The organism is Sinomonas humi (assembly GCF_000802235.1).
Lineage (GTDB): Bacteria > Actinomycetota > Actinomycetes > Actinomycetales > Micrococcaceae > Sinomonas > Sinomonas humi.
In genome coordinates, this window is record NZ_JTDL01000079.1 from 132,809 (window position 1) to 155,169 (window position 22,361).

Annotated in this window: 20 protein-coding genes; 4 read left to right on the forward strand and 16 right to left on the reverse strand. The window is 66.8% G+C overall.

Annotation, left to right across the window (positions count from 1 at the left end; genetic code table 11):
- Window positions 1-134: 134 nt before the first annotated feature.
- From LK10_RS05645 to LK10_RS05705, 13 genes are all read right to left on the reverse strand, one after another.
- Window positions 135-1,325 carry a M20 family metallopeptidase gene (locus LK10_RS05645; protein ID WP_231567622.1) on the reverse strand — a complete coding sequence of 397 codons (1,191 nt, stop codon included), beginning with the start codon at window positions 1,323-1,325 and terminating at the stop codon, window positions 135-137.
- The gene (locus LK10_RS05650; RefSeq protein ID WP_043120852.1) at window positions 1,322-2,575 is read right to left on the reverse strand and encodes an aminotransferase-like domain-containing protein; all 1,254 of its coding nucleotides are present in this window, start codon (window positions 2,573-2,575) and stop codon (window positions 1,322-1,324) included. Before LK10_RS05650 ends, LK10_RS05645 begins: the two co-directional genes overlap by 4 nt.
- 3 nt (window positions 2,576-2,578) lie before the next feature.
- Window positions 2,579-3,760 carry a M24 family metallopeptidase gene (locus tag LK10_RS05655; RefSeq protein ID WP_043120854.1) on the reverse strand — a complete coding sequence of 394 codons (1,182 nt, stop codon included), beginning with the start codon at window positions 3,758-3,760 and terminating at the stop codon, window positions 2,579-2,581.
- Window positions 3,761-3,913: 153 nt separating this feature from the next.
- On the reverse strand, window positions 3,914-5,026 hold the full coding sequence (locus tag LK10_RS05660; RefSeq protein ID WP_043120857.1) for a zinc-binding dehydrogenase: 1,113 nt from the start codon (window positions 5,024-5,026) through the stop codon (window positions 3,914-3,916).
- A 49-nt stretch (window positions 5,027-5,075) separates the two neighbouring features.
- A complete protein-coding gene (locus LK10_RS05665; protein ID WP_043120860.1) occupies window positions 5,076-5,894 on the reverse strand; it encodes a DeoR/GlpR family DNA-binding transcription regulator in 819 nt (272 codons plus the stop codon).
- Window positions 5,895-5,903: 9 nt separating this feature from the next.
- The gene (locus tag LK10_RS05670; protein WP_231567624.1) at window positions 5,904-6,731 is read right to left on the reverse strand and encodes a triose-phosphate isomerase family protein; all 828 of its coding nucleotides are present in this window, start codon (window positions 6,729-6,731) and stop codon (window positions 5,904-5,906) included.
- Window positions 6,724-7,197: a ribose-5-phosphate isomerase gene (locus tag LK10_RS05675; protein ID WP_043120863.1), complete on the reverse strand. Its 474-nt coding sequence runs from the start codon at window positions 7,195-7,197 to the stop codon at window positions 6,724-6,726. The genes LK10_RS05670 and LK10_RS05675 overlap by 8 nt, the downstream gene beginning before the upstream one ends.
- A 1-nt stretch (window position 7,198) precedes the next feature.
- A complete protein-coding gene (locus LK10_RS05680; RefSeq protein WP_043120866.1) occupies window positions 7,199-8,938 on the reverse strand; it encodes a dihydroxyacetone kinase family protein in 1,740 nt (579 codons plus the stop codon).
- 98 nt (window positions 8,939-9,036) lie between these two features.
- Window positions 9,037-10,026, reverse strand: a complete 990-nt coding sequence (locus LK10_RS05685; protein WP_043120869.1) for a D-ribose ABC transporter substrate-binding protein — start codon at window positions 10,024-10,026, stop codon at window positions 9,037-9,039.
- A gap of 43 nt (window positions 10,027-10,069) precedes the next feature.
- Window positions 10,070-11,200, reverse strand: a complete 1,131-nt coding sequence (locus LK10_RS05690; RefSeq protein ID WP_052206996.1) for an ABC transporter permease — start codon at window positions 11,198-11,200, stop codon at window positions 10,070-10,072.
- Window positions 11,201-11,231: 31 nt separating this feature from the next.
- A complete protein-coding gene (locus LK10_RS05695; protein ID WP_043120872.1) occupies window positions 11,232-12,776 on the reverse strand; it encodes a sugar ABC transporter ATP-binding protein in 1,545 nt (514 codons plus the stop codon).
- 2 nt (window positions 12,777-12,778) lie between these two features.
- Entirely contained in the window at window positions 12,779-13,447 is a 669-nt protein-coding gene (locus tag LK10_RS05700) for a DUF2291 family protein (RefSeq protein WP_043120874.1), read from the reverse strand.
- On the reverse strand, window positions 13,444-14,481 hold the full coding sequence (locus LK10_RS05705; RefSeq protein WP_231567625.1) for a zinc-dependent alcohol dehydrogenase family protein: 1,038 nt from the start codon (window positions 14,479-14,481) through the stop codon (window positions 13,444-13,446). Before LK10_RS05705 ends, LK10_RS05700 begins: the two co-directional genes overlap by 4 nt.
- Before the next feature lie 323 nt (window positions 14,482-14,804).
- On the opposite strand from LK10_RS05705, the gene LK10_RS05710 reads away from it, so the two are divergent.
- From LK10_RS05710 to LK10_RS05725, 4 genes are read left to right on the forward strand one after another with little or no spacing between them, the layout of a single operon-like run.
- Window positions 14,805-15,764: a ribokinase gene (locus LK10_RS05710; RefSeq protein WP_052206997.1), complete on the forward strand. Its 960-nt coding sequence runs from the start codon at window positions 14,805-14,807 to the stop codon at window positions 15,762-15,764.
- The gene (gene rbsD / locus LK10_RS05715; RefSeq protein WP_043120876.1) at window positions 15,761-16,144 is read left to right on the forward strand and encodes a D-ribose pyranase; all 384 of its coding nucleotides are present in this window, start codon (window positions 15,761-15,763) and stop codon (window positions 16,142-16,144) included. The genes LK10_RS05710 and rbsD overlap by 4 nt, the downstream gene beginning before the upstream one ends.
- 52 nt (window positions 16,145-16,196) lie before the next feature.
- Window positions 16,197-18,212 carry a penicillin-binding transpeptidase domain-containing protein gene (locus tag LK10_RS05720; RefSeq protein WP_408021433.1) on the forward strand — a complete coding sequence of 672 codons (2,016 nt, stop codon included), beginning with the start codon at window positions 16,197-16,199 and terminating at the stop codon, window positions 18,210-18,212.
- Window positions 18,209-19,462, forward strand: coding sequence for an MFS transporter (locus LK10_RS05725; RefSeq protein WP_052206998.1), 1,254 nt, complete (start codon window positions 18,209-18,211; stop codon window positions 19,460-19,462). The genes LK10_RS05720 and LK10_RS05725 overlap by 4 nt, the downstream gene beginning before the upstream one ends.
- A gap of 209 nt (window positions 19,463-19,671) precedes the next feature.
- On the opposite strand, the gene LK10_RS05730 is transcribed toward LK10_RS05725, so the two are convergent.
- The 3 genes from LK10_RS05730 to LK10_RS05740 all read right to left on the reverse strand — a co-directional run bounded on the left by LK10_RS05730 (window position 19,672) and on the right by LK10_RS05740 (window position 22,334).
- Window positions 19,672-20,886, reverse strand: a complete 1,215-nt coding sequence (locus LK10_RS05730) for a S53 family peptidase (protein ID WP_043121049.1) — start codon at window positions 20,884-20,886, stop codon at window positions 19,672-19,674.
- A gap of 129 nt (window positions 20,887-21,015) precedes the next feature.
- On the reverse strand, window positions 21,016-21,594 hold the full coding sequence (locus LK10_RS05735; protein ID WP_043120878.1) for a copper resistance CopC family protein: 579 nt from the start codon (window positions 21,592-21,594) through the stop codon (window positions 21,016-21,018).
- Window positions 21,591-22,334, reverse strand: coding sequence for a YcnI family protein (locus LK10_RS05740; RefSeq protein WP_043120880.1), 744 nt, complete (start codon window positions 22,332-22,334; stop codon window positions 21,591-21,593). The genes LK10_RS05735 and LK10_RS05740 overlap by 4 nt, the downstream gene beginning before the upstream one ends.
- Between the last annotated feature and the right edge of the window lie 27 nt (window positions 22,335-22,361).

Below are 22,361 nucleotides of genomic sequence, written 5' to 3' on the forward strand. Positions count from 1 at the left end.
CGGCCAGCGTGGCGGAACGGAACCGCAGCGAGTCGTGCCGTGAATGGCTTGGAAACTGGTGAGACTCCAACAGCGGGGCCGCGCGACTGATCCCGGCAGTTATCGGAGGGAGCTAATGTCCGTGCCGGAGGCCTCTACTGATCAGGCCTGTGCCGGAGGCACAAGAGCGCGTAGGCCCTCGCCGCCGTCACGAGCTCGGAGATGCTGACCGATTCGTTGACCTGATGGGCTTGGTCGTTGAGACCGCCGGGGCCCATCACAATCGTCGGTACGCCGAAGTCGCGAGCGATGAAGCCGCCGTCGCACGCCGCCGTCCAGCCACCGATGCCGCTTTCGAAGCCGCAATCGGCGAGGGCGGCCACGGCATCCCTGACAAGCGGATGGTCCTCGGCTGTCCGGAACCCGGGCATCTCCATGGAGACCCAAGCGCTCACAGAGATCCCGTCCCTTGAGATGCCCGCATCGATGATCCGCTGCTGGAGCGCCGCGAGGATGGCGCCGGCGTCGTCGTCGGGCATGAGCCGCCGGTCTAGCGAGACGGTGCATTCGCCCGCCACCATCGAGGTGCCGCTCCCGCCGCGAATAAGGCCGACGTTCCAGCTGCCCGCACCCAGGAGGGGGTCCTGGTGCATCTGCAGTTCGCGGTGGTCTTCCCTCAGGAGCTCGATGATTCGCGCGGCGGCATCGATCGCATTCCGGCCATCCGCGGGGCGCCCCGAGTGAGCGGACTTTCCTTGAATCGCCAACTCGATGTAGCTGTCTCCGCGGCAGCCGATCACTGTCCCGAGGTCGGTCGGCTCCGCGACGATGCAGCCCGAGAAATTCGCGTCACCGGCGTGGACGCGTGTGTACTCGCGGATCCCGATGCCGAGGTCCTCCTCGTCGACGGTGCACGCAAACATGACCGCACCGGGCAGCTCAACCCCTGCCTCCTTGAGCGCCTTGAGCGCCACAGCAACGGCGGCTAGCCCGCCCTTCATGTCCGTGGAGCCGCGGCCGTAGAGCCTGCCGTCGCGCTCGTATGGCTCGAACGGCGGGTGTTCCCAGCCGTCGCCGGCGGGAACGACGTCGGAATGCCCGAGGAACAGCAGGCCGGGGCTGCTTCCTCCGGGCAGGACGGCGGTGAAGTTCGGGCGTTCGGGCGCGACGGATTCAGTCGCGGTGACCAGGCCCGCACCGAGGCAGAAGGCCTCGAGCACCTTCACCGTGGCATCCTCGGTTCCCCCGGGATTCTCGCCAGCGGCGGCGATGAGGGCGGCGGTGAGCGAGACGAGATCCGCTTCGGTGATCAGTTCGAGGACGTCGTCCTCGAACGAAGTGTTCACGCGCACGTACCGCCCTCCAGCCGCGCAAGCTCGATGTCCATGGCTCGGCGGAGCCGTTGGATCCCTTGATCGGTCCGCTCGGGGGTGCTCGTGGCGAAGCAGAGCCGCAGGGCGTCGTCGAACCTGCCCTCTGCCGAGAGTGCAGGCCCCGGGATGAACGCGACGCCCTCGGCGAGGCCGGTCTCGAACAGCCGGCGTGTTGAGATCTGCGCGTCGGCTCCCTGGAGGGTGAGCCAGAGGAAGAAGCCGCCTTCCGGGTTCGTCGTCGTGACGCGCTCGCCCAGATGCTGGCGGATGCTGGACTGCATGGCGTCCCGCCGCCGTCGGTATTCGGCGCGGAGATCGCCCAAGTGGGTGTCGAGCCGCCCACGCCGGATGAACTCGGCAACGATGTGCTGCGCCGGGACGTTCGTGCACGTGTCCATGGCCTGCTTGGCGTTGATGACGAGCTGCCGCAATGCGGGGTGAGTGTCGACCCATCCCACTCGGAGCCCCGGCGCGAGAATCTTGGAGAAGGTGCGGACGGAGAACAGCAGGGGGTCGCCCGGGCTGAGCGCCTGAAGGCTCGGGAGGTCCTCGCCTTCGAAGCGGAGGAGGCCGTAGGGGTCATCGTCGATGATGACGGCGTTCCACTCGTGGGCGAGCTCAAGCAGCAGTTCGCGGCGCTCGAGGGAGAGCGTAGTCCCGGACGGGTTCTGGAAGTTCGGGATGGTGTAGATGGCCTTGGGCGTCCTGCCCGTGGCGGCAACCAGTTCGGGAAGGGCCTCGACGACGAGTCCGTTCTCGTCGAGCGGAGCCTCGAGGAGCTGGGCCCCGTAGCTCAGCGCGGTCGCGCTGCCGTTGGTGTAGGTAGGGCTTTCGACGATGACCAGGTCGCCGGGGTTGATGAAGATCTTGCAGGCGAGGTCGAGCCCCTGCATTCCGCCCGCGGTGATGGTCACTCGGTCTTCGTCGGTGGGATCGCTCGTCGTTGAGAGATATTCGACCAGCGCGCTGAGAAGCCGGGGTTCCCCTTCCGTCGCGCCGTACGTGAAGGTGTCGTGGCCCATCACCGTGTCCGCGATCTCCCGGAACTCCTCGAGCGGGACAGCCTCATTGGCGGGCGATCCCATCGCGAAGCGGACGATGTCGTGCTTCATCGAAGCAAGGAGGGAGGTGCTCGAGTCGATGACGGAGCCAACCAGGCTTCCGGCGCGTTCGGCGAGGGGGAGGCCTTCGCGGGAGAGCAGTGCGAGGTTCTCGGTGGACATGGCTCACCGTCCTTTCTGGATGAGTTCGCGCGGGAAGCTCGTGAGGACTTCCGCGCCGCTGGGCGCGACCCGGATCGATTCCGAGAGCTCGTAGCCGTAATGGTCCATCCACATCCCGCCGATCAGGTGGAAGGTCATGTTCTCGGCGAGGACGGTCTCGTCCTCGCTGCGGATCGAGATCGTGCGCTCGCCCCAGTCGGGCGGGTAGCCGACGCCGATCGAGTAGCCGATGCGGGAGGGCTTCTCGAGGCCGTACTTGGCGAGGGTCTTGTTCCAAGCGTGTGCGAGGTCCCGCACGGCGACGCCGGGGCGGACGGAGTCGATGACGGTGTCGAGGCCCTCGGCCACCACGTCTGCGAGCGAGGACAGGCGCTCTGGAGCCTTGCCGAGCGAGATGGTGCGCGCGAGAGGGGCGTGGTAGCGCTGGTGTGCGCCGGCAAGCTCGACGACGACGGCCTGCCCGGCTTCGAAGCGATCCTCGCTCCACGTCAGATGAGGAGTGTCCGCGGCCTCTCCCGTGGGCAGCATGGGGACAATCGCCGGATAGTCGCCGCCCACGCCGTCACTTCCAGAGATCTGGGCATGGCTGATAGCGGCCGCGGCGTCGCACTGCCGGGTCCCGACGTCGATCGTTTCGACAGCGGCCTGCATGGCTGCGCCGCAGACGCTCGCTGCTTTCCGCATGAGTTCGATCTCGGCAGGGGACTTCACGGAGCGGACCCAGTTGACCAGCTCGAAGCTGTCGACGAACGTCCATTCGGGAAGGGCATGGACGAGTGCCCGGTAGGCCTTGGGAGAGAAGAAATGCGAGTCCATCTCGAGCCCCACACAGCCTCCTGATGCGCCCGCGACGAGCCCCCGCTCTCGAAGCGAGAACGCGACCCAGTCGAAGGGGTGAACGGTGGGGCGATGGACGTACTGTTCCGGGTACCCGACGATGCACTCCTGGGGCAGCCAGGCCGTGCGGAAGGCTCCGCCAGCATCCATCGCACGCGTGAACAGCACCATCGGACCCTCAGCCGGAACGAAGACGAGCTGGGGAGTGTAGAAGGACCACGCGTTGTAGCCGGTCAGGTAGTAGAGATTGGCCGGATCGGTGACCAGCAGGGCGGAGAGCCCTTGGCGCGCCATCCGCTCGCGCACCTTCGAGAGCCGGGTGCCATATTCCCCTTCAGCAAACAACACGGTGCCTCCGATAGACGTCTTTTCGTTCCTTTGTTGACAATCTACCGGCGTGACGGGACTCACACAAATCTGCTGCCCATGGCGCAGCGATTGGCAGTTGAGGGGCGGATCGCTACGCCACCGCAGTCACTTTCGGGGCGGCCGAAGCTGGGTTCAAGGGAGGATCGAGACCTTGACCGAACCTCCCGTCGGGTTCCCGACCAGATTGATCGCGTCGAGGAATCCCTCCAGGAAGAACTGGTGGCTGCAGATCTCGTCCATCGGCAGAGCGCCTGATTCGAGGAGTTTCAGGGCTGCGGGCCAGCAGTGGGGGCCGAGATGGGCTCCGAGGACGTTGAGCTCCTTGTCGTCCCCGATGATGGACCAGTCGACGGTCGCTTCGGACCGGAAGACGGAATACTCGACGTACGTGCCGAGCTTGCGGAGGATGTTCAGTCCTTGGGGCACTGCGGAGGGGTGGCCGGTTGCCTCAAGATAGACGTCGGCCCCATAGCCCTCGGTCAGGTCTTTGACGATCTGTATGGCATCCTGATTCGAGATGTTGATGGTCACGTCGGCGCCGCACTTCTTCGCGAGGGCGAGTTTCTCGTCGGCCATGTCGAGGGCGACCACCGTAGCGGCGTTCTTGGCGCGGGCTCCTGCGATCATCCCCAAGCCGATTGGGCCGCACCCGGCGACGACGACGACGTCCTCGAACTTGATGTCGGCGCGTTCGACTGCGTGGAGGGCGCAGGAGAGGGGTTCGGCAAAGGCGGCGTGATGAGCAGGAAGGCTCGACGGCGCCGCGTGGACGCGGGCCCGGGCCGGCACCAAGAGGTATTCCGCCATCGCACCGTTGAATCCGCGGAAGCCGAACATCTCGTGCGGGGCGCACATCCAGTACTGCCCCCGGCGGCAGTACCTGCATTCCTCGCACGGAACAATCTGCTCGCACACGATGCGTTCGCCCAGGGATAGGCGGCGCCGTGAGAGCTCTTCCTCGCTTCCTGCCACGACGATGCCGACGAATTCATGTCCGGGAATTATTCCGGTCTCCGCCCAGGAAGGGCGGTTCTCGTCGCCCCAGAACTTGGCGGCCCCGTGATAGCACTTGACATCGCTCGCACACACGCCGACGGCTTCGACTCGGATGAGGAGCTCGTTCTGGCCGGGGCGCGGGACCGGGACCTGTTCGAGGGTGTAATTCTCAGGCCCGTGGCAGACGACGGCGCGCATCGTCGTCGGCAGTGCTCCGCTGGTGTCGACACCTTCAGCAAGACTTGTCATTCTGTTTCGTTTCCTTTCGAATCAAGCCTGTTGATCGTGCTGGCTGCAGTTATTGCCTGTGGTTTCGCCGGGCGACCAGAACATGGACTCCCTTGTCCCGCAGCCGCGCAATGTGCTCCCTGTCTGTGCCGGCGTCGACGATGATGGCGTCGAAACGCTCGAGGGACAGCATTGCGTGGAGGGCGCGCTTCTCGAATTTGGTGTGGTCCGCGAGCAGAATTCGCTTGGCGGCGGCGTCGAACATCGCGCGCTTTACATCTACCGTTTCCTGGGTCTGATGGAAGGCGATGTCGTCGGTGATCGCGGATGTAGACATGATCAGGAGATCCGCGCGGAGCGAGGAGATGGCCTCGATGGTCATGCGCCCCATGAAGGCGCTGCACCAGTTGTAGTACTGACCGCCGAGCGCGAGCAGGGAAATCCCTTTGGTCCCACGGAGATCGTTGACGATGGTGAGGGTATTCGTGATTACCGTCAGCGGAGCTCGGTCCTTCAGGTGTGGCACAACATGCAGAGTGGTGGTCGAATCGTCGAGCATGATTGCTTGGCCCGGCTCGATGAATTCCAGCGCCGCGTGGGCGATGGCCTCCTTCTCGGTGAGCTGCCTGCTCGAACGGTAGACGTCGCTTGACTCGACCAACGCGGTCGAGAGGGCCGTCGCGACTCCTCTGTTCTTCCGGATGAGGCCCCGATTCTCCAGTTCGTCGAGGTCGCGATGGACGGTCATCACACTGATGCCGAAGCGCTCTGCCAGTTGTTCGATGCGGATAGCGCCTTCCGCCATGACGGCGTCGCTGATCGCCCGCTGGCGCTGCAATTGCCGGCTCTGACGTACGGCCGTCGAGGACTCGTCCGGTTTCAGCGTCATCTTGTCTCCTCACCCAGTTCTGAGCTGAGAATCACGCAACGCGGCAGCCTCGTCAAGAATGAGCCCGAACCGGTGGGGATCGTGTGCGAATCGCCCGAGGAAGAGGCCGTCCGTCCTCTCTCGCAGTGTTGAAAGGGTTCCCGGCTGGGCGCTGCCGCCGTAGAGGACGGAGGAGGCTCCGACCCGCCCGTCAGCTTCGAGCACTTGCCTCAGCCTTTCAATCACGGTCCCCACCTGGTCGGCGTCGGCTGCCTCCGCCTGCCCGATTGCCCACCGGGGTTCGTAGGCGACGATAAGGTCGTGACCGCCGTCGGCCGCCGGAAGCTCCCTCGTCACGGCTTCGAGCTCGGCCGCCGTTTCGCGAGCCGCCGTCTCCGGGTCCGACTTCACCGTCTCGCCGACGCACAGGATTGGCGTCAAGCCATTCCTCAGCGCGGCAGCAAGCTTCCGCCGGACAATCTCGTCGTCGTCGCCGAACAGCGCGCGCCGCTCGGCGTGGCCAACTTCGGCGTAAGTGCACCCCACGGCACGAAGGTCCGTGCCGCTGACCGCTCCGGTGAATGCGCCCCGATCCTCCCAGAACAGGTCCTGCGCACCCACCCCTACGGGCGTGTCCCGGAGAGCCTCGACGACGCCGGGTACCGCGGGCAAGGAGGGCAGCACGAATAGGCGCACTCCTCCGTCCTTGAGCGCCGGATGCGTACGGACGATTCCTGCGACGGTCTTCGCCCACTGCACCGTGCTGTCGACGTCCAGATAGAGCTTGAAGCTCACCCCGAGGATGATCGGCCGGATAGCGTCCTGCGCCCCAGGAGACGGAGGAGCAGGCTCAGTCACAGGAGCCCGTACTCTCGTATCCGTCGATGACCGCAACCTTTTTGGCAGAGGCGGAATTCTCGTCGAACTCGTACCCGAGCCACTCTTTCGCGAGGCGCCGTGCGAGCTCGAGTCCCACAACCCGTTGGCCGAACGTCAGGACCTGGGCGTTGTTGCTCAGCACGCTCCGTTCCACGCTGTAGCTGTCGTGCGCCGTCACCGCGCGGATCCCCGGAACCTTGTTGGCGGCGATGGCCACGCCGAGCCCGGTGCCGCAGACCAGGAGTGCGCGGTCCGCCTCGTTGTCGCGGACCTTCTCCGCGGCAGCGATCGCGATTGAGGGGTAGGCAGTATCGTCCTCGGCGTCGACCCCCACGTCGATGACTTCGGACACCCGCGGGTCCTTCTCGAGGTCCGCCTTGAGGGTCTCCTTGTAGTCGTAGCCGGCGCCATCGGATCCGACGACGATTCGCCATGTGCGGCTCATATCAATTCTCCTTCAGGTCGTATGCGTCGAGGACAGCGCCCACCGCCGTCACGGCGAGGGCGAACGAGACGGCACCGGGATCTGGGGTGCCCAAGCTCTTTTCCATGTGGGGCCGTGCACGGCCCAATCGGGGGAGGAGGTCAGCGGTGGCCCGTGCGGCGCTGGTTGCCGCCGCTGCGGCTTCGGCCCAGGCCTGTGCGAGTCCGCGTCGCTCGGAGGTGAGGGCTGCGAGCGTCTCGGAGAAGGGGACGAGCGCATCCACGAGGGTCTTGTCGCCGATTTCGGCCTTGCCCGTGCGCTGAACCGCTTCGCGGGCGGCCGACACCGCTGCGGCAACGGCACCCGCCGCGGGCGCCTCGGCGTCGCCAATCTGCTGTCCCATGGTCCGAAGGGCCAGACCCCACAGTGCGCCGGAGGTGCCGCCAGCCTTGTCCGCCCAGGCGTCTCCCGCCTGGACCAGGACGGTGCCGGGACCAGCATTGGCGGCACTTGCGGCAGCGGCCGCTTCGGCGGCGGCTCTGGCGCCGCGCTGCATGCCGATCCCGTGGTCGCCGTCGCCGGCTATCGCGTCGAGGCGGCCCAGCTCGTCGGCCTCGCGGTCGATCACATCTTTGATCGCGTCGAGGCCCTTGAGGACTTGCACGCCTGCTGCGGCCGCTTCCTCGGAGGCAGCTGCGATCGCCTCCACGTCCGAGGCTGCTTCCTCGGGGGCGAGGGCCGTGGCGACTGTACTGAGCTCGACTGTCCCCTTGCGATAGGCGGGGGTGTAGGCGGGGGAGCGCCATGCCTGCTCGAGTTCGTCGTCGAGCCACACGAGAGTGAGGGACAGCCCGGCCATTTCGAAGCTGGTGGCGTACTCGCCGACCTCGGGGTCGACGATCGTGAGTCCTGCCTGCTCCATGAGCGGCACGAGGGCTCCGTACAGGAGGAAGAGCTCCTCCGACTTGACGGAGCCGAGCCCGTTGACGATGACTCCGACCTTGCTCGTCCCGCCGGCGGTCTCGGGACGTTCGGCGAGGAGGCGGCTGGAGAGGAGTTCGGCGAGGTCCCGGGCGGTGGCCATCGGAACGGTCTCGATCCCGGGCTCTCCGTGGATGCCCATTCCTACGGCCATCGTGCCGGGAGGAACGGTGAAGAGCGGCTCGTCGGCGCCGGGGAGGGTGCAGCCGGAGAATGCGACCCCGATCGAGCGGGTGCGCTCATTCGCGCGGGCCGCGACGGCGGCCACGGACTCGAGGTCGAGCCCCTGCTCCGCCGCCCATCCTGCGGCACGGAAGACCACGAGATCCCCGGCGATCCCCCTTCGCTTCTCCTGCTCGCCAGCGGGCGCGCTGCAGATGTCGTCGGTGACGCGCACGGTCTGGCACGGGATGCCCTCGGCACGCAGCTGGTCCTGGGCCTGATCGAAGTTGAGCGCGTCTCCGGCGTAGTTGCCGTAGGTCAAGAGCACCCCCGCGTCGGACGCGGCCGCGCGGGCAACGGAGACGACCTGTTGTGTGCTGGGGGAGGCGAACACGTTCCCCATCGCCGCGCCGTGGGCGATCCCCGGGCCGACGAGCCCTGCGAAGGCCGGGTAGTGTCCCGAGCCACCGCCAATGACGACGGCGACCTGGCCGGGCGGAGTTGCAGTGGCACGGGCGACCCCTCCGCGCACGCGGCGGACGAGATCGCGGTGTGCGGCGACAAACCCGTCAGCGGACTCGTCGGCGAACGACGCGGCGTCGTTCATTACGTAGCTCATGGTCCCTCTCAGTGGGCTGGGGCGGGGGCGGACGCTCGGTGCATCCGCCCCCGCTTGGCCGCACGAGCCGGCGGCCGGACGTTGTGATCTTGGCGCGGTCAGCCGGAGTAGGTGAACGGCGCCGTCATCTTGTCGACGTTGGCCTTCGTGATCAGGATGCAGTCGAAGGACTGCTTTTCCTGCGAGGGCTTCGTCCCGTTCTTGATGTACGCGTCGAGTTCGTCAACGGCCTTCTTGGTGAAGGTCGCCACAGGCTGCAGGACGGTGTAGGCGAGCGAGCCGTCCTTGACCGCGCTGACCGCGTCCGGGGAGCCGTCGAACCCGCCGACGATGACGTTGGTCTTGCCGGCCTGCTTCAGCGCAGCGATCGCGCCGAGCGCCATCTCGTCATTGCCCGAGATCACGGCGTTGATATTGGGCGTCGCCTGCAGGATGGACTGCATCTTCTGCTGGCCGAGGGCCCGGTCCCAGTTCGCCGTCTGCTTGGCGACTTCCTTCCACCCCGGGTACTGGGAGATGACGGTCTTGTAACCGTTCGAACGCGTCGCCGCGTTGTTGTCCGACGGAAGCCCGTACAGCTCCGCGTAGCTGCCCTGCGTGCCGGCCGCCTTGATCCATTGCTGGGCTCCGATGGCGGCACCTTGGGCGTTATTGGAGACGAGCTGGCCCAGCGCCACGCCGGTCTGGTTGATCTCGGCGTTGACCAGGAACACGGGGATCTTAGCGTTCATCGCGCGCTTGATGTTGCCGATCGAGCCGTCCGCGTTCGCCGGGTCGAGGATGATGCCGGCGGAGTGGTTGGCGATCGCCGTGTCGATGATCGTGGACTCGGTGTTGACGTCACCCTTCGACGCAGCGACCGTTGCCTGGTAGCCGAGGTGCTCGGCCTCGGCCTTCGCGACGTTGCCCTCAGTGAGCCAGTAGGGGTTCGAGGGGTCGTTGACCACAATCGTGATCAGGCCGCCCGCCTTGCCGCTGGAGGAAGCCGAGGATCCGGACCCGGAGGTGCTTCCACCCGAACAGCCGGTCATTGCGACGGCCGCTGTGACGCCGAGCGCCAGTGCTGCGCCAATAGCTTTGCGGAACATATGGATTCCTTCGCTCTCTTTCTTTTGCTTCCGGCTGAGGGGCTCAGACGGCCTTGTTCTTGACGGCTGATGGGACTGCGTCGCCGTTCTGGTTCTCGGGTGCCGAGGGTGGCAGCGGGGGCGATCCGGCGCCCTCGCGGCCGGCGCGGCGGCGTCGCCTGACCTGGATGCCGTTGAGGAGGACGGCGAGCACGATCACGGCGCCGGTGAAGACCGTCTGCACGTAGGCGGAGATGCCGACAATCGTGAGCCCGGCGGCGAGGAAGCCGATGACGAAAGCGCCGAGGAGGGTCCCGCGCACTGTGCCCTTGCCGCCCATGAGGGAGGCGCCACCGATGACGACGGCGGCGATCGCGGTCAGCTCGTATGACGTGCCCTGAGTGGGGCCGGCCGAGGTCAGCTCGCTCGTGAGGATCACGCCGGCGATGGCGGCGCACACCCCTGAGATGACGTAAGCACGGACCCGCACCTTGCGGACCGGGACGCCGGAGAGCTCGGCAGCGCGGGAATTGCCACCCGACGCGTAGAGCCACCGACCGTAGACCGTGCGGTTCAGCAGGAGGCTCGCCACGATGGCGACGACGACGAGGATCCACACGCCGACCGGGATCCCGAGGAGGGAGTTGAAGCCGAGCCACTCGAACCCGGTGTTGCCGAGATCGGGGCGGCCGCCGAGGTTGTTGACCGTCAGGCCGTTCGTGGTCAGCGAGGCCAGGCCCCGCATCACGTACATCGTGCCGAGCGTTGCGACGAACGGTGCGACGTTCAGACGCGCGACCAGCACGCCATTGATGAGTCCGATCAGGGCTCCAGTCGCCACCGCTATGACGACGACGACCCACACCGGCGGGTAGAGGACCACGCCGCCGATTGGGAAGCCCTGGAGGGCAAGGCCCGCGACCATGCCGGAGAGCCCCAGGGTCGAGCCGACGGACAGGTCGATGCCACCGTCAAGGATCACGACGAGCATGCCGACGGAGAGAATCGCGTACACCGAGACCTGCTGGCACATCACGATGATGTTCGAGAGAGTCGGGAACGCATTCGGGGCAAGGAGCGAGAAGACAATGAAGATCACCACGAGTGCGAGGAACGCCCGCGCTTCGAGGAGGACCGCGCCGATCGTGAGGCCCTCGAAGGGATTGCGCCGGCGCGACACCGCTGCTTCAGCCATGCTGGATTTCCTTTGGATTAGTCACAATTTCCTACGCCAGCACTGCTTCGCCGGAGCTGGCCATGATCTCTTCTTTGCTGACCGACGGGCCGAATTCGGCCGCGATCTTGCCTCGTCGCATGACGATGATCCGGTGGGCGATGCTCAGGCATTCCCCTACCTCGCTCGTCGAGTAGACGACCGCGAGGCCCTCACGGGCGCGCTCGGCGATCAGTCTGAAGACCTCTGCCTTGGCCCCGACGTCGATGCCCCGGCTCGGCTCGTCGAGCAGCAGTACCTTCGGTCCGGTCGAGACGATCTTGCCGATGACGACCTTCTGCTGGTTGCCGCCGGAGAGCGAGCCGATCAGTGCGTTGCCGCCAGCTGTCTTGACTCGTACGTCCCGGATGGCGTCCTCGGTGTGCGATCGCTCGAGGTCACGCGAGACGAACAGCCCCCTGACGAATGTGCCGAGGCTGGCCAAGGAGATGTTCTGCCCGACCGTCATGGTCTGCACAAGCCCGTCGCGCTGCCGATCCTCGGGAACAAGTCCCAGACCGGAAGCGAGACGCTCCCGAAGGCTCAGCTTCGAGATCTCGTCCTCGCGCATCCGCACGCTGCCGCTCACCATGGGGATCCTCCCGGCGACAGCCTCGAGCAGTTCGGTGCGGCCCGCGCCCATCAGGCCGTAGATGCATACGATCTCCCCCTCGCGGACCTGGAGGGACATATGGTCGACGAGCAACCGGCCCGGTTCCTTCGGATCGGCCACGCTGATCTCGTCAATGTCCAGCGCTACCTGCCCGAATTCGTAGCCCGTGGGCGGAGAGCCGAGGTCGAAGTTCTCGCCGACCATGTTCCGGACGATCCACTCGAGGTCGATGTCCTTCGCAAGGCCGTTTGCCGTGATCGACCCGTCTCGCAGGACGACGGCGTAGTCCGTGACCTGGAGGGCTTCCTCGAGATGATGCGAGATGTAGACGATCGAGACCCCACGTGAGGTGAGATCGTTGATGACTCCGAAGAGGATCTCGACCTCGGCGGCCGAGAGCGCCGAGGTGGGCTCGTCCATGATCAGGATGCGGGAGTCGGCCAACAGGGCGCGTGCGATCTCGACCAGCTGCTGCTGGCCGAGCCGCAGCTCGGAGACCTGGGTCAGGGGATTGATCTCGAGGCCGAGCTCTGCGAGCACGTCTCGGCTGCGCCGTTCCTCTTCCTTGTAGTCGACGCCGAGGCCGTTGCGCAGCTCGGACCCCATGAAGAGGTTGTCGCGCACTGAGAGGTTGGGAGCGAGGCTCAGCTCCTGATGGATGATCGAGATGCCGTGGTCCCGGGCGTCGTTGGTGTCGGCGAACGTCACCTCTTCCCCGTCCAGGATGATTGTGCCCGAGGTGGGCTGCTCGACGCCGGAGAGGATCTTCATGAGGGTGGACTTGCCCGCGCCGTTTTCGCCGAACAGGGTGGTCACCGTGCCTCGGTGGACGTCGAAGTTCACGCCCTTCAGGGCACGGGTCGCGCCGTACGTCTTGACCACGTCCCGAGCGGAGAGCACCGGGGCACCTTCAGGCTGCCGGGCCGGCCGGCTCTGCTCTGACACGGCTACTTCTCCACGGTGATGCGAGACGGTGTGACGTTCCACTGCTGGGGGTTGATCAGCGTGAAGGCGCCGTAGACCTGGATTGTCTTTCCGGTCAGCGACTGTGCGTTGACGCTCTTGAGCTCTGCCTTCAGCTGGTCGTTTATGGCGGCGCCAGCATCCTGCAGTTGGATCTGGTTCTCGAAGTTGTTCAAGGTGATGTCACCTGTCACGTCACGAAGATCAGTGCCGTTGATTGCGGGGCCGAGCTGGAGACCGATCTTGACTTCGGGTGGGAGTCCTGGAACGGTGATCGGCGTGTAGCCGTCGGCGGGGATCTGGCCGACGACGCCGGTGAACTTCACTGGGATCACGTAGGTCGCGCCGTCGGAAGACTTGCCGTACTTCTGCGCGGCCGTCGTCGGGTCCTTCTGAACCGCCGCAGCGAGAGTTGCCGCATCCACGGCGTTCTTGTCGATGAAGGCCTGTTGCTTGGGGAATTGCTTCTTGCCGTAGTCGGCGGCGTTGAACGCGGCGGGTCCTTGGGCTGCCCCAGATCCCGCCGGCACGATCTTCGTGCTGAAGAACATCGCCAGCAGGAGGACGATCACGAGGCCGACCCAGATCCAGCGTTTCGCGGCAGGGTTGAGTCCCTTCCTCTTGGCCGCGACACGTGAGGCGACGGTACTCATCCGATCAGCACCCGCGATTCGGTGTCGTTGGGGCGGATCTGCAGCTTGCGCCCTTCACCCTTGCGGAACATGTCCAGCGCCTCCGAATAGTCGTCGAGAGTGAATGAATGGCTGATCATTGCCTTGGCGTTGATCGCACCTGCTTCGAACAGCTCGACTGCCCGCCCGAAGGAGTTCAGGACCGCCATGGTCCCGACGATCGAGATCTCGTCGCGATAGACCCGGAAGGGTGAGAATTGGGCAGTGCGATCAGCCGGAGCTACGCCGAAGTCCTGGAAGAAGCCTGCGGGCTTCACGCGGGTCAGCGCGTCTTCGATTGCGCGGATATTGCCGGTGCAGTCGATGACGACGTCCCACTTCTCCCGGTCCGCGTTGTCCGGCGTCGTGTAGCGGAACTCGATTCCGCACTCCTCGGCGGTCTTGAGCCGATCCTCGTTGAGGTCGACGATCGTCACGGTAGCCGCGCCTGCCTTCCTGGCCAGCTGCGCCATGAGAAGGCCCATCGTCCCCGAGCCGTACACGAGGACGTGGTCGCCGAGGCGGCGGGGAAGAACGTCCCATCCCCGGATTGCGCAGGCGAGCGGTTCGATGAGCGCGGCTTCGTAGAGGTCGGTTTCCGACTTGAGCTTGTAGACGTTGCTGGCTGGCGCAGTGAAGTACTGCTGCGAGGCACCGTCGGAGGCCACGACCCCGAGTCCGTTCCAGAACCGGCAGAGGTTCTGGTGGCCGTTCAGGCAGAATTCGCATTCGCCGCACGTCGTGCTCGGGTTCACGGCGACGTGATCGCCAACCTTGAAGTCAAAGACGCCGTCGTTCACGCCCTCACCCAGCTCCACAATGGTGCCCGTGGCTTCGTGGCCAGGTACGAGGGGGAAGACGGTTCCCTCGAATTCCCCGTCGAAAACGTGGGTGTCTGTCCCGCAGATACCCACCGCAGCCGTCTCGATCAGGATCTCCTTGTACCCGGGAGTGGGCTTCGGCCTCTCCTCGAGTGCCAGATTGCCCTCGGACTTGAATACAACTGCGCGCATCATTGCTCCCGTTCTCGCCCCCGTCGGCGGACGACCTTTGACCTCAGCACTTGAGCTCATCCTGCGGATCGGCGGTTGGTGCGAACTGTCCGTGAATGGCCCATACGAGGGATCAGACTCATGTTAAGTTCATGTGATCTTGCTCGCATGCTCGTGTTAGATACACCATAGGTAGAGGCACGGAAGGTGTCAACAGCCGCTCGCGAGGCGGTTCTGGGACTCCTGTTATCTTGCTCGCGGAGAATGTGATAAAAATCAGCAGCACTCTCGGAGTGCGCGTTTACCGCCCGATGGGTCGGGTTCAGACCGGCAGACGAGGATGGTCTATGGAGCACGAGACAGGCCTGTTGGGAGCGGCCGGGACTCCTGGGGATGCACTAATTACCGTGGTCGGCTCGATCAACGCTGATATTGCCCTTCGGGTCGCCGCGCACCCCCTGCCCGGCGAGACCGTGATCGGCAAGTCGATCGCGGTGCATCCAGGCGGGAAGGGGGCGAACCAGGCCGTAGCCGCTGCACGCCTCGGCGCTCACGTCGCCTTCGTGGGGGCCGTGGGCGAAGACGGCTATGCGGAGGTGGCCACAAGCGGACTTCGGGAGGCCGGGGTCGATGTGACCGGGATAGCAAGGGTTCCCGGTCCCACGGGTCAAGCCTTCGTCACGGTGGACGAGCGGACCGGCGAGAACTCCATTGTGGTCATTCCCGGTGCGAACGCCCGAGTGGACAGCGCACTGATCGGGACCCAGTCGGATCTGCTCCGGAAGTCGGCCGTCTTGGTGCTCCAAGGCGAAGTCCCGTCCGAGGCCGCAACTGCCGCCGCGGCGGCGACCCGGGCGCGCCTCGTCCTCAATCTCGCTCCCGTCATCCCGTTGGAAAGGCAGCTCATCCTTCGGGCCGATCCGCTCGTTGTGAACGAGCACGAAGGGCGGCTCGCGCTCGAGGTGCTCGGCCGAGCAGCCGAGGGCTTGAGAACTGAGGAAAGCGTGCTCGAAGCACTCTTGGAAGAGGGCGTCCGTTCAGTTGTCATCACGCTCGGCGCCGCCGGAGCCGTTTTCTCCGAGGGGGACTCGGTGGTGAGGATTCCCGCACCTCGAGTGGAACCCGTCGACACCACGGGCGCCGGCGATGCATTCGTAGGTGCGCTGAGCGCGAGTCTCGCGGGCGGCGCATCCCTGAGTGAGGCGGTTGCCTTCGCTGTGCGGGTGGGCTCGTACGCCGTCTGCCGCCCGGGTGCCCAACCCTCGTACCCCTGGCGGGGGGATCCGCTTCCAGAAAGGACGGCATGAAGAAGCGCGGAATTCTGAACGGCCCGCTGAGCGCGGCGATCGCGACCCTTGGCCACGGCGATGTGGTAGTTGTCGCGGACTGCGGCCTCCCGCTTCCACTCAGCGGCCCGATAGTCGATCTCGCACTCGTCTTCGGCGTGCCGAGCTTCACCCAGGTGCTCGACGCACTCACGGACGAGCTCGTCATCGAGTCAGCTGTCATCGCGGAAGAGGGCAGGGGAACCGTCGTCGACGAGTGGGTCCAAAGCCGCCTCCCGGGAGTCGCGGCGATTCCGCACGAGCAGTTCAAGCGCCTCGCCTCAGAGGCGAAGGTCCTAGTCCGAACCGGGGAAGCCACGCCCTACGCCAATGTCGCGTTGCGCTGCGGCGTGCCCTTCTAGCCATTACAGGGACCTCCTAGGAACCGCACCGGCCCACCATTAGGCTGAGCCGGTGGGGAACATGCGCACCGCTTCTTTCGTCCTGTCCGCCGTCCTGCTCGGGGCCGTCCTGACCTCGTGCGACGACGGGTCGAAGGCCGCGGCCGAGGCGGCGGCAAAGGATCTGAGCAGTGGCCTCTCGTCGCTCGATGTCTCGCACGCAGCGCTCGCAGGCACCGAGGCGTCCGCCGCGCAGTCCCAGCTCAAGGGCATCGTCGCCGGCCTCGGCGACGTCAAGCCGACAGTGACCTCGGGCCAGGCGACGACGTCGAACGGCACCACGACCGTGCCCTTCGACTTCAGTTGGGAGCTTTCGGGGCGCGAATGGAAGTACACGACGACGGCGGAGGTCGACCAGTCGGGCGGCCACTGGGCCGTGAAATGGTCTCCAGGGCTCCTCGCGCCGGGACTCCAGGCGGGCGAGGTCCTCGAGCTCAAGACGACGGCGCCTCCCCGCGGGGACATCCTCGGTGCCAACGATGCCCAACTCGTCACGGAACGGCCCGTCAAGCGCGTGGGAATCGACAAGGCCAAGACGCCCGCTTCCCAACTCGACTCCTCCGCCCGCGCCCTGGCGTCCCTCGTGGGCATCGACCCCGCCGAATACGCGAAGCAGGTTGCGGCTTCCGGCCCACAGGCTTTCGTGCAGGCCATCGTTCTGCGTGACGTCCCCGGCCGTACGCCGACTGACGAGCAGATCGCAGCCGTCCCAGGCGCCTTCGCCCTCGGCGGCACGTTGCCGCTTGCGCCGACGCGCGAGTTCGCCCGAGCCGTGCTCGGAACTGTCGGGGACGCGACTGCGGAGCAGATCCAGAAGTCCAAGGGCGAGCTGAACGCGGGCGATCAGACCGGGCAGGGCGGGCTCGAAGCGCAGTACGACGATCAGCTGCGTGGCAAGGACGGCGTGACGGTCCTCGCGGTCAACCAGAACGGGGCGTCCTCCCAAGGTGGGCAGGCCAGCGCGAGCCCCAGCCCGTCGTCGTCCGCTGTTCAGCCGCGCGCGTTGTTCACAGCCCCTGCCCAGGCTGGAACGCCCCTCCGCACGACGCTCGATCCGAAGCTCCAGCAGCTCGCCGATGACACCCTCGCTTCGGTCGGACCGGCGTCGGCCATCGTGGCGATCCGCCCCTCGGACGGCTCCGTGCTCGCGGCGGCAAGTGGCCCGGGAAGCAACGGCTACAACACTGCGATGCTCGGCCAGTACGCCCCCGGCTCGATCTTCAAGACGGTCGACTCGCTCGCCCTGTTCCGGCAAGGCGCGACCCCTGACCTCAAAGTGCAGTGCACTCCGACCCTGACCGTCGATGGGAAGAATTTCCAGAACGCGACGGGCTACCCGGAGGACCACCTCGGCACGATCACGCTCGAGGACGCGTATGCGCACTCGTGCAACACGGCCTTCATCTCGCAGCGCGACAAAGTCTCCCAAGCGCAGCTCGAATCGGCGGCGACGTCGCTCGGCCTGGCGATCGATGCCCCCCAGCTCGGCGCGGACGCGTTCATGGGTTCGGTCCCAGCGACGGCGGGGACGACTGAGCATGCCGCCTCGATGATCGGCCAGGGGCAGATCCTCATGTCGCCGCTCTCCGCCGCGGTCATGGCTGCCTCTGTCCAGAAGGGTGGCCTCGTCTCGCCGCGGCTCGTCCTGAACGCGGGCGAGGGGGAGCAGGCGACATCGGCCGGTGCGCCGGCAAGTGCGACGACCTCGGCAATCCAAAGCGCGTCGGCGAGCCCGGCGCAGGCCGCAGCCAAGCCGATCACCCCAGCAGAGGCCGCCCCGCTCCAGCAGATGATGCGCGCCGTCGTGACGAGCGGCCATGCGGGCTTCCTGCTGTCTGTCCCCGGCGCCCCCGTCGGCGCGAAGACCGGCACCGCCGAATTCGGGAGCGACAACCCGCCTAAGACCCATGCGTGGATCATCGGGATCCACGGGGATCTGGCGGTCGCCGTATTCGTGGACGAGGGCGGCTTGGGCGCGACGATCTCCGGCCCGCTCCTGACCAACTTCCTCACGAAGGCGAGCCAATGACCCCCGAAGGCGATCAGAATCTGGCGGTCGGCTCTGCGGCCTCCGTGGACCGAGCCACGGTGCGGCGTGCGGCGATCGCGACCTTCATCATCTTTGCGACCAACGGGTTCATCTTCGCCAGCTGGGCGGCTCGAATCCCCGCCGTCACCCAGACCCTCGGACTCTCGACCGGTGAGATGGGGCTCGTCCTCCTCGTCGGAGCGATCGGGTCGCTGTGCTCGATGCCGCTCGTCGGCCCCATCTCGAGCCGGGTGGGGATCGTCCGGACGGTGCGCCTCGGAGGTCTCCTCGCCGTCATCGCAGGCGGCATGCTCGCCCTCGGCCTGCTGATCGTGTCTGTGCTGCTCGTCGCCGTCGGCCTCGCGGTATTCGGGATCGGGATCGCCCTCTGGGACGTCGGGCAGAACATCGAGGGGGCCGACGTCGAGCACCGGCTCGGCCGGACCGTCATGCCGCAGTTCCACGCAGGCTTCAGCGGCGGCGCGTTTCTGGGCGCCATCGTCGGGGCGGGACTCAGCGCTCTTGGTGTGCCGCTCCCGCTGCACCTCGCCGCGATCATGCTCACCGTCCTCGTCATCATGGTTCTGGTCCCCCGGCACTTCCTGCCGCTCACCGCGCACTCGGCGGCTCAGCCGGAGTCACCGAACGACGGCGGGTCCCCGGCTCCGGAGCGCAAGGAACGGGGCGGGGCGCGCGCCGCGTGGACGGACGTACGCACGCTGCTGATCGGCGTCGTCGTCCTCGGGGCGACGCTCACGGAAGGCGCGGGCAACGATTGGATCGCGAAGGGCTCGGTCGACGGCCTCGGCACGAGCCAGTCCGGGGGCGCGGCGCTCTTCGCGCTGTTCGTGGGCGCGATGACGCTCGCTCGCTGGTTCGGCGGCCGGATCATTGACCGGCTCGGCCGCGTGGTCGCGCTGCGCCTCAGCATGGTCTCGGCCCTCATCGGCCTCGCGGTCTACTCGCTCGCGGGCTCCTACTGGCTGGCCGCCATCGGGGCCCTCCTCTGGGGCCTCGGTGCGGCGCTCGCGTTCCCGATGGGAATGTCGGCCGCCTCGGATGATCCACGGCACGCCGCCGCCCGCGTTTCAGTGGTGGCCACAATCGGGTACATCGCGTTCCTCGCCGGCCCGCCGTTCCTGGGCTTCCTCGGCGACCACCTGGGACTCCGGCACGCGCTCCTCGCGATCCTCGTACCCATCGCGGTCTCCCTCGTGCTCGCGGGGGCCACGCGCAAACCCCCCGTCTGATGGTCACCTCCCGCGCGTGCCCCCTCGTTTGTTGGTCACCTCCTGCGGGGTGGTGCCTCGTTCGTTGGTCACCTCCTGCGGGTGGTGCCTCGTTCGTTGGTCACCTCCTGGGGGTGGCGCCTCGTTTGTTGGTCACCTCCTGCTAGTCACGCCCGTTCAAAAGTCAGGTCCCGCGGGTTCGCAACCCGCGGGACCTGACCATCAAACGATTAGAAGCCGCTCACGCCGTCGGGCGTGCCGAGCCCCGTCGGCCCGTCCCACCCCGTGCGGGCGGTGCACCATTGCGACGGCGAGCACGTGCCGTTGCTGCCGCTGCTGACGTCGTACAGGCTGCTCGCGTGGCTGTACGGCACCGCGTTCGCGTACGTGCCGGCAGCAGCCGAGCCAGTGTTCCCACTCAGCGCGTAGACCGAGGCGATGATCGGGGAGGCTTCGCTCGTGCCGCCGAACTGGCCCCAGCTCGAGTTGGCGCTCGACGTCGGGTAGTAGACGGCGAGGCCGCCGTAGTTCGGGTCTGAGACCGCGGCGACGTCGTTCATCGCGCGCCCAGCACAGCCCGTGCCGTCCGCCGAGGCGGCCGGCAGCGCGGCGTTGAGGCTGGAGCAGCCGGACCCCGTGCCGCTCCAAACCGTCTCGCTCCAGCCGCGGGCGTTGGCTGCCGCGGCAAGCGAGGTGCCACCCACCGCGGTGACGTAGCTCGACGACGCGGGGTAGGAAGCGCCCTTGTAGCCGTTGTCACCCGCGCTCGCGGTCACCGCGATCCCCGGGAAGTTGTAGTACTTCCCGTACGTCGAATCAGCCGCGTCGGATCCGCCGTAGCTGTTCGAGATGGCGACGACGCCGGGCAGCTTCGCGGCCGTCTGAACGGCGGTGCCAAGGTCGCTGAAGGACGCGGTGTTGGCCTGCAGCACGACGATCTTGCAGTCGGGGCACGCCGCGGAGACGGCGTCGACGTCGAGCGACTGCTCCTGCGCCCAGCCGAGGTTGAATCTGGGAAGCCTCGTGCCGCCCGTCTCGTTGACCACGCGGAGGCACCCGTTGGACGTGGTGCAAGCGGGGAGGCCGAACTGCGAGCGGTACGTCGCCAGGTCCCGCGCGAGGTTCGGGTATCCGTACGCGTCGACAATTGCGACTGTCCGTCCACCCGAGGCTGTCCCCGTCAGGTGGTAAGCGTTCTGCAGCTGGGACGGCGTGAGGCCCGTGGCCGGCGGAGCGCTCGCGTTCGAGACGACGTGCCCTGACGGGTCCAGGGCCTGGCGGGCAGTGCATGCAGCATCGCCGGCCCGCGGCGTCGCACATACCTGAATGGAGCGATCACCGCGGGCAGGCGAGCCGGGCGCTGCCCACGCTGGTGCTGAGCTTACGGCGAGACCCGCGACCAGCAGCAGGGCCGAGCCCGCTGCTGCGAAGAATCTTCTCTTCACCGACATCCCCTTTGTCCAGTGACCGCCGGAAGTTTTGACGGACCTGTCAAGACGGTCTGCTGGACTATGGCAGATCCGTAACGGGGATCACAGGGGCGGAGGAGGATTCCCAGCCTATTCCCAGCTTTGTTACTCCTGGGCCGCCCTGGCGAGGGCTCGCCGCACGAACCAGGCGAGGGCCGCGATTGCGAGGACGACGACGACCCCGACGGGGATTGTCCAGACCGGGAAGCCGCCCGAGGAATCGGAGGCCGCGGCCGACGACGCCGTGGCAGCCGCCGTCGCATTGTCGCCGCTCGTCGCTCCCGCGCTCGAGGTCCCGCCGCCGGCTGCCTTCGCAGTGAACGTGAAGGTCCCCTCGATGGGATGGGAATCCGAGGAGACGACCCGCCACACTACCGTGTACTTCCCGGCCGGGGCCCCGGGCTTGATCGCCTGGGTTACGTTGTTGTCGACAACGCTCGCTGCGCCGTCGGCCTCATTTGTACCAGCCGCGTCCTTGACCTGGATCTCGGTGCCGATCGCGATCGGAGTGTGGTCGTAGGTCAGGACCACGGCGTCGGGCACGGCTGCGACCGTCGAGCCGTTGGCAGGATTGGTCGCCTCAAGCACGTCGTGCGCCTGCGCGGCCGCCGCGGGCAGGGCGAGGCCAGCGGCCACCCCCAAGACCGCGACGGCGCGCGCGACGATCCGAAAGCCGCTTTTCACGGCTTGGCTGCCTTCCGACGTCCGCTGAGGACGAGGCCGAGGGCCGCTCCTCCGAGAATCACGCCGATGGCGCCGAGAATTAGTCCCCACGTCCCGGTTGCGTCGTTCGTCTGGGAAGCAGGGGTCGCGGTGCCGGCGCCCTGGGCCACCGGCGTCGCGCTCGCGGTGGGTGCGGGGCTCGCGTCGTCGGCCGGCGTCGTCGTGAACGACGGCGCGGGGTGGTCAGGCTCCGGCTGGCCGTCCTGCTGGGTCTGGTCCCAGTTGACCACCGTGCCGTCGGTGTAGGTCTGGATGGCAGGGAGGACGATCTTCGTCCCTGCCGCGGGCAGGATGCCGACCGAGAGGGCGAATGCCTGGTACTGGTTCTGGCCGATCTCGTGCGCGGCATCGTTAGCGGTCCACACGACCGAGGTCGGAGCCTTCGTGACCGTTGACCCCTCGACCGTGACCGGCTTCGGGAGCGTGGTGGTGATGACTTGCGCCGTCCAGCCCTCAATGGGCTTGACCGACACGGAGGTGAAGGGGGTGTCGGTCGGCAGCTTGACCTCGAGCTTGTTGGTCTTCGCCGTGGCGGACTCGTTGGGCATGTTGAACGTCAGGTGGGTGTAGCCGTTAGCCGCCGGGTCATCTGGGTCCACGCTGACGTGGGCGGAGGCAGCGGCGGCGCCGGTCGCGATGAGAGCCGCGGTGGCGACGGCGGTGCCGATCGTCTTCAGGCTGCGGCGGATGGTCTTGTGCATGGTGATGGTGGCCTTCAGTCTCGCCGG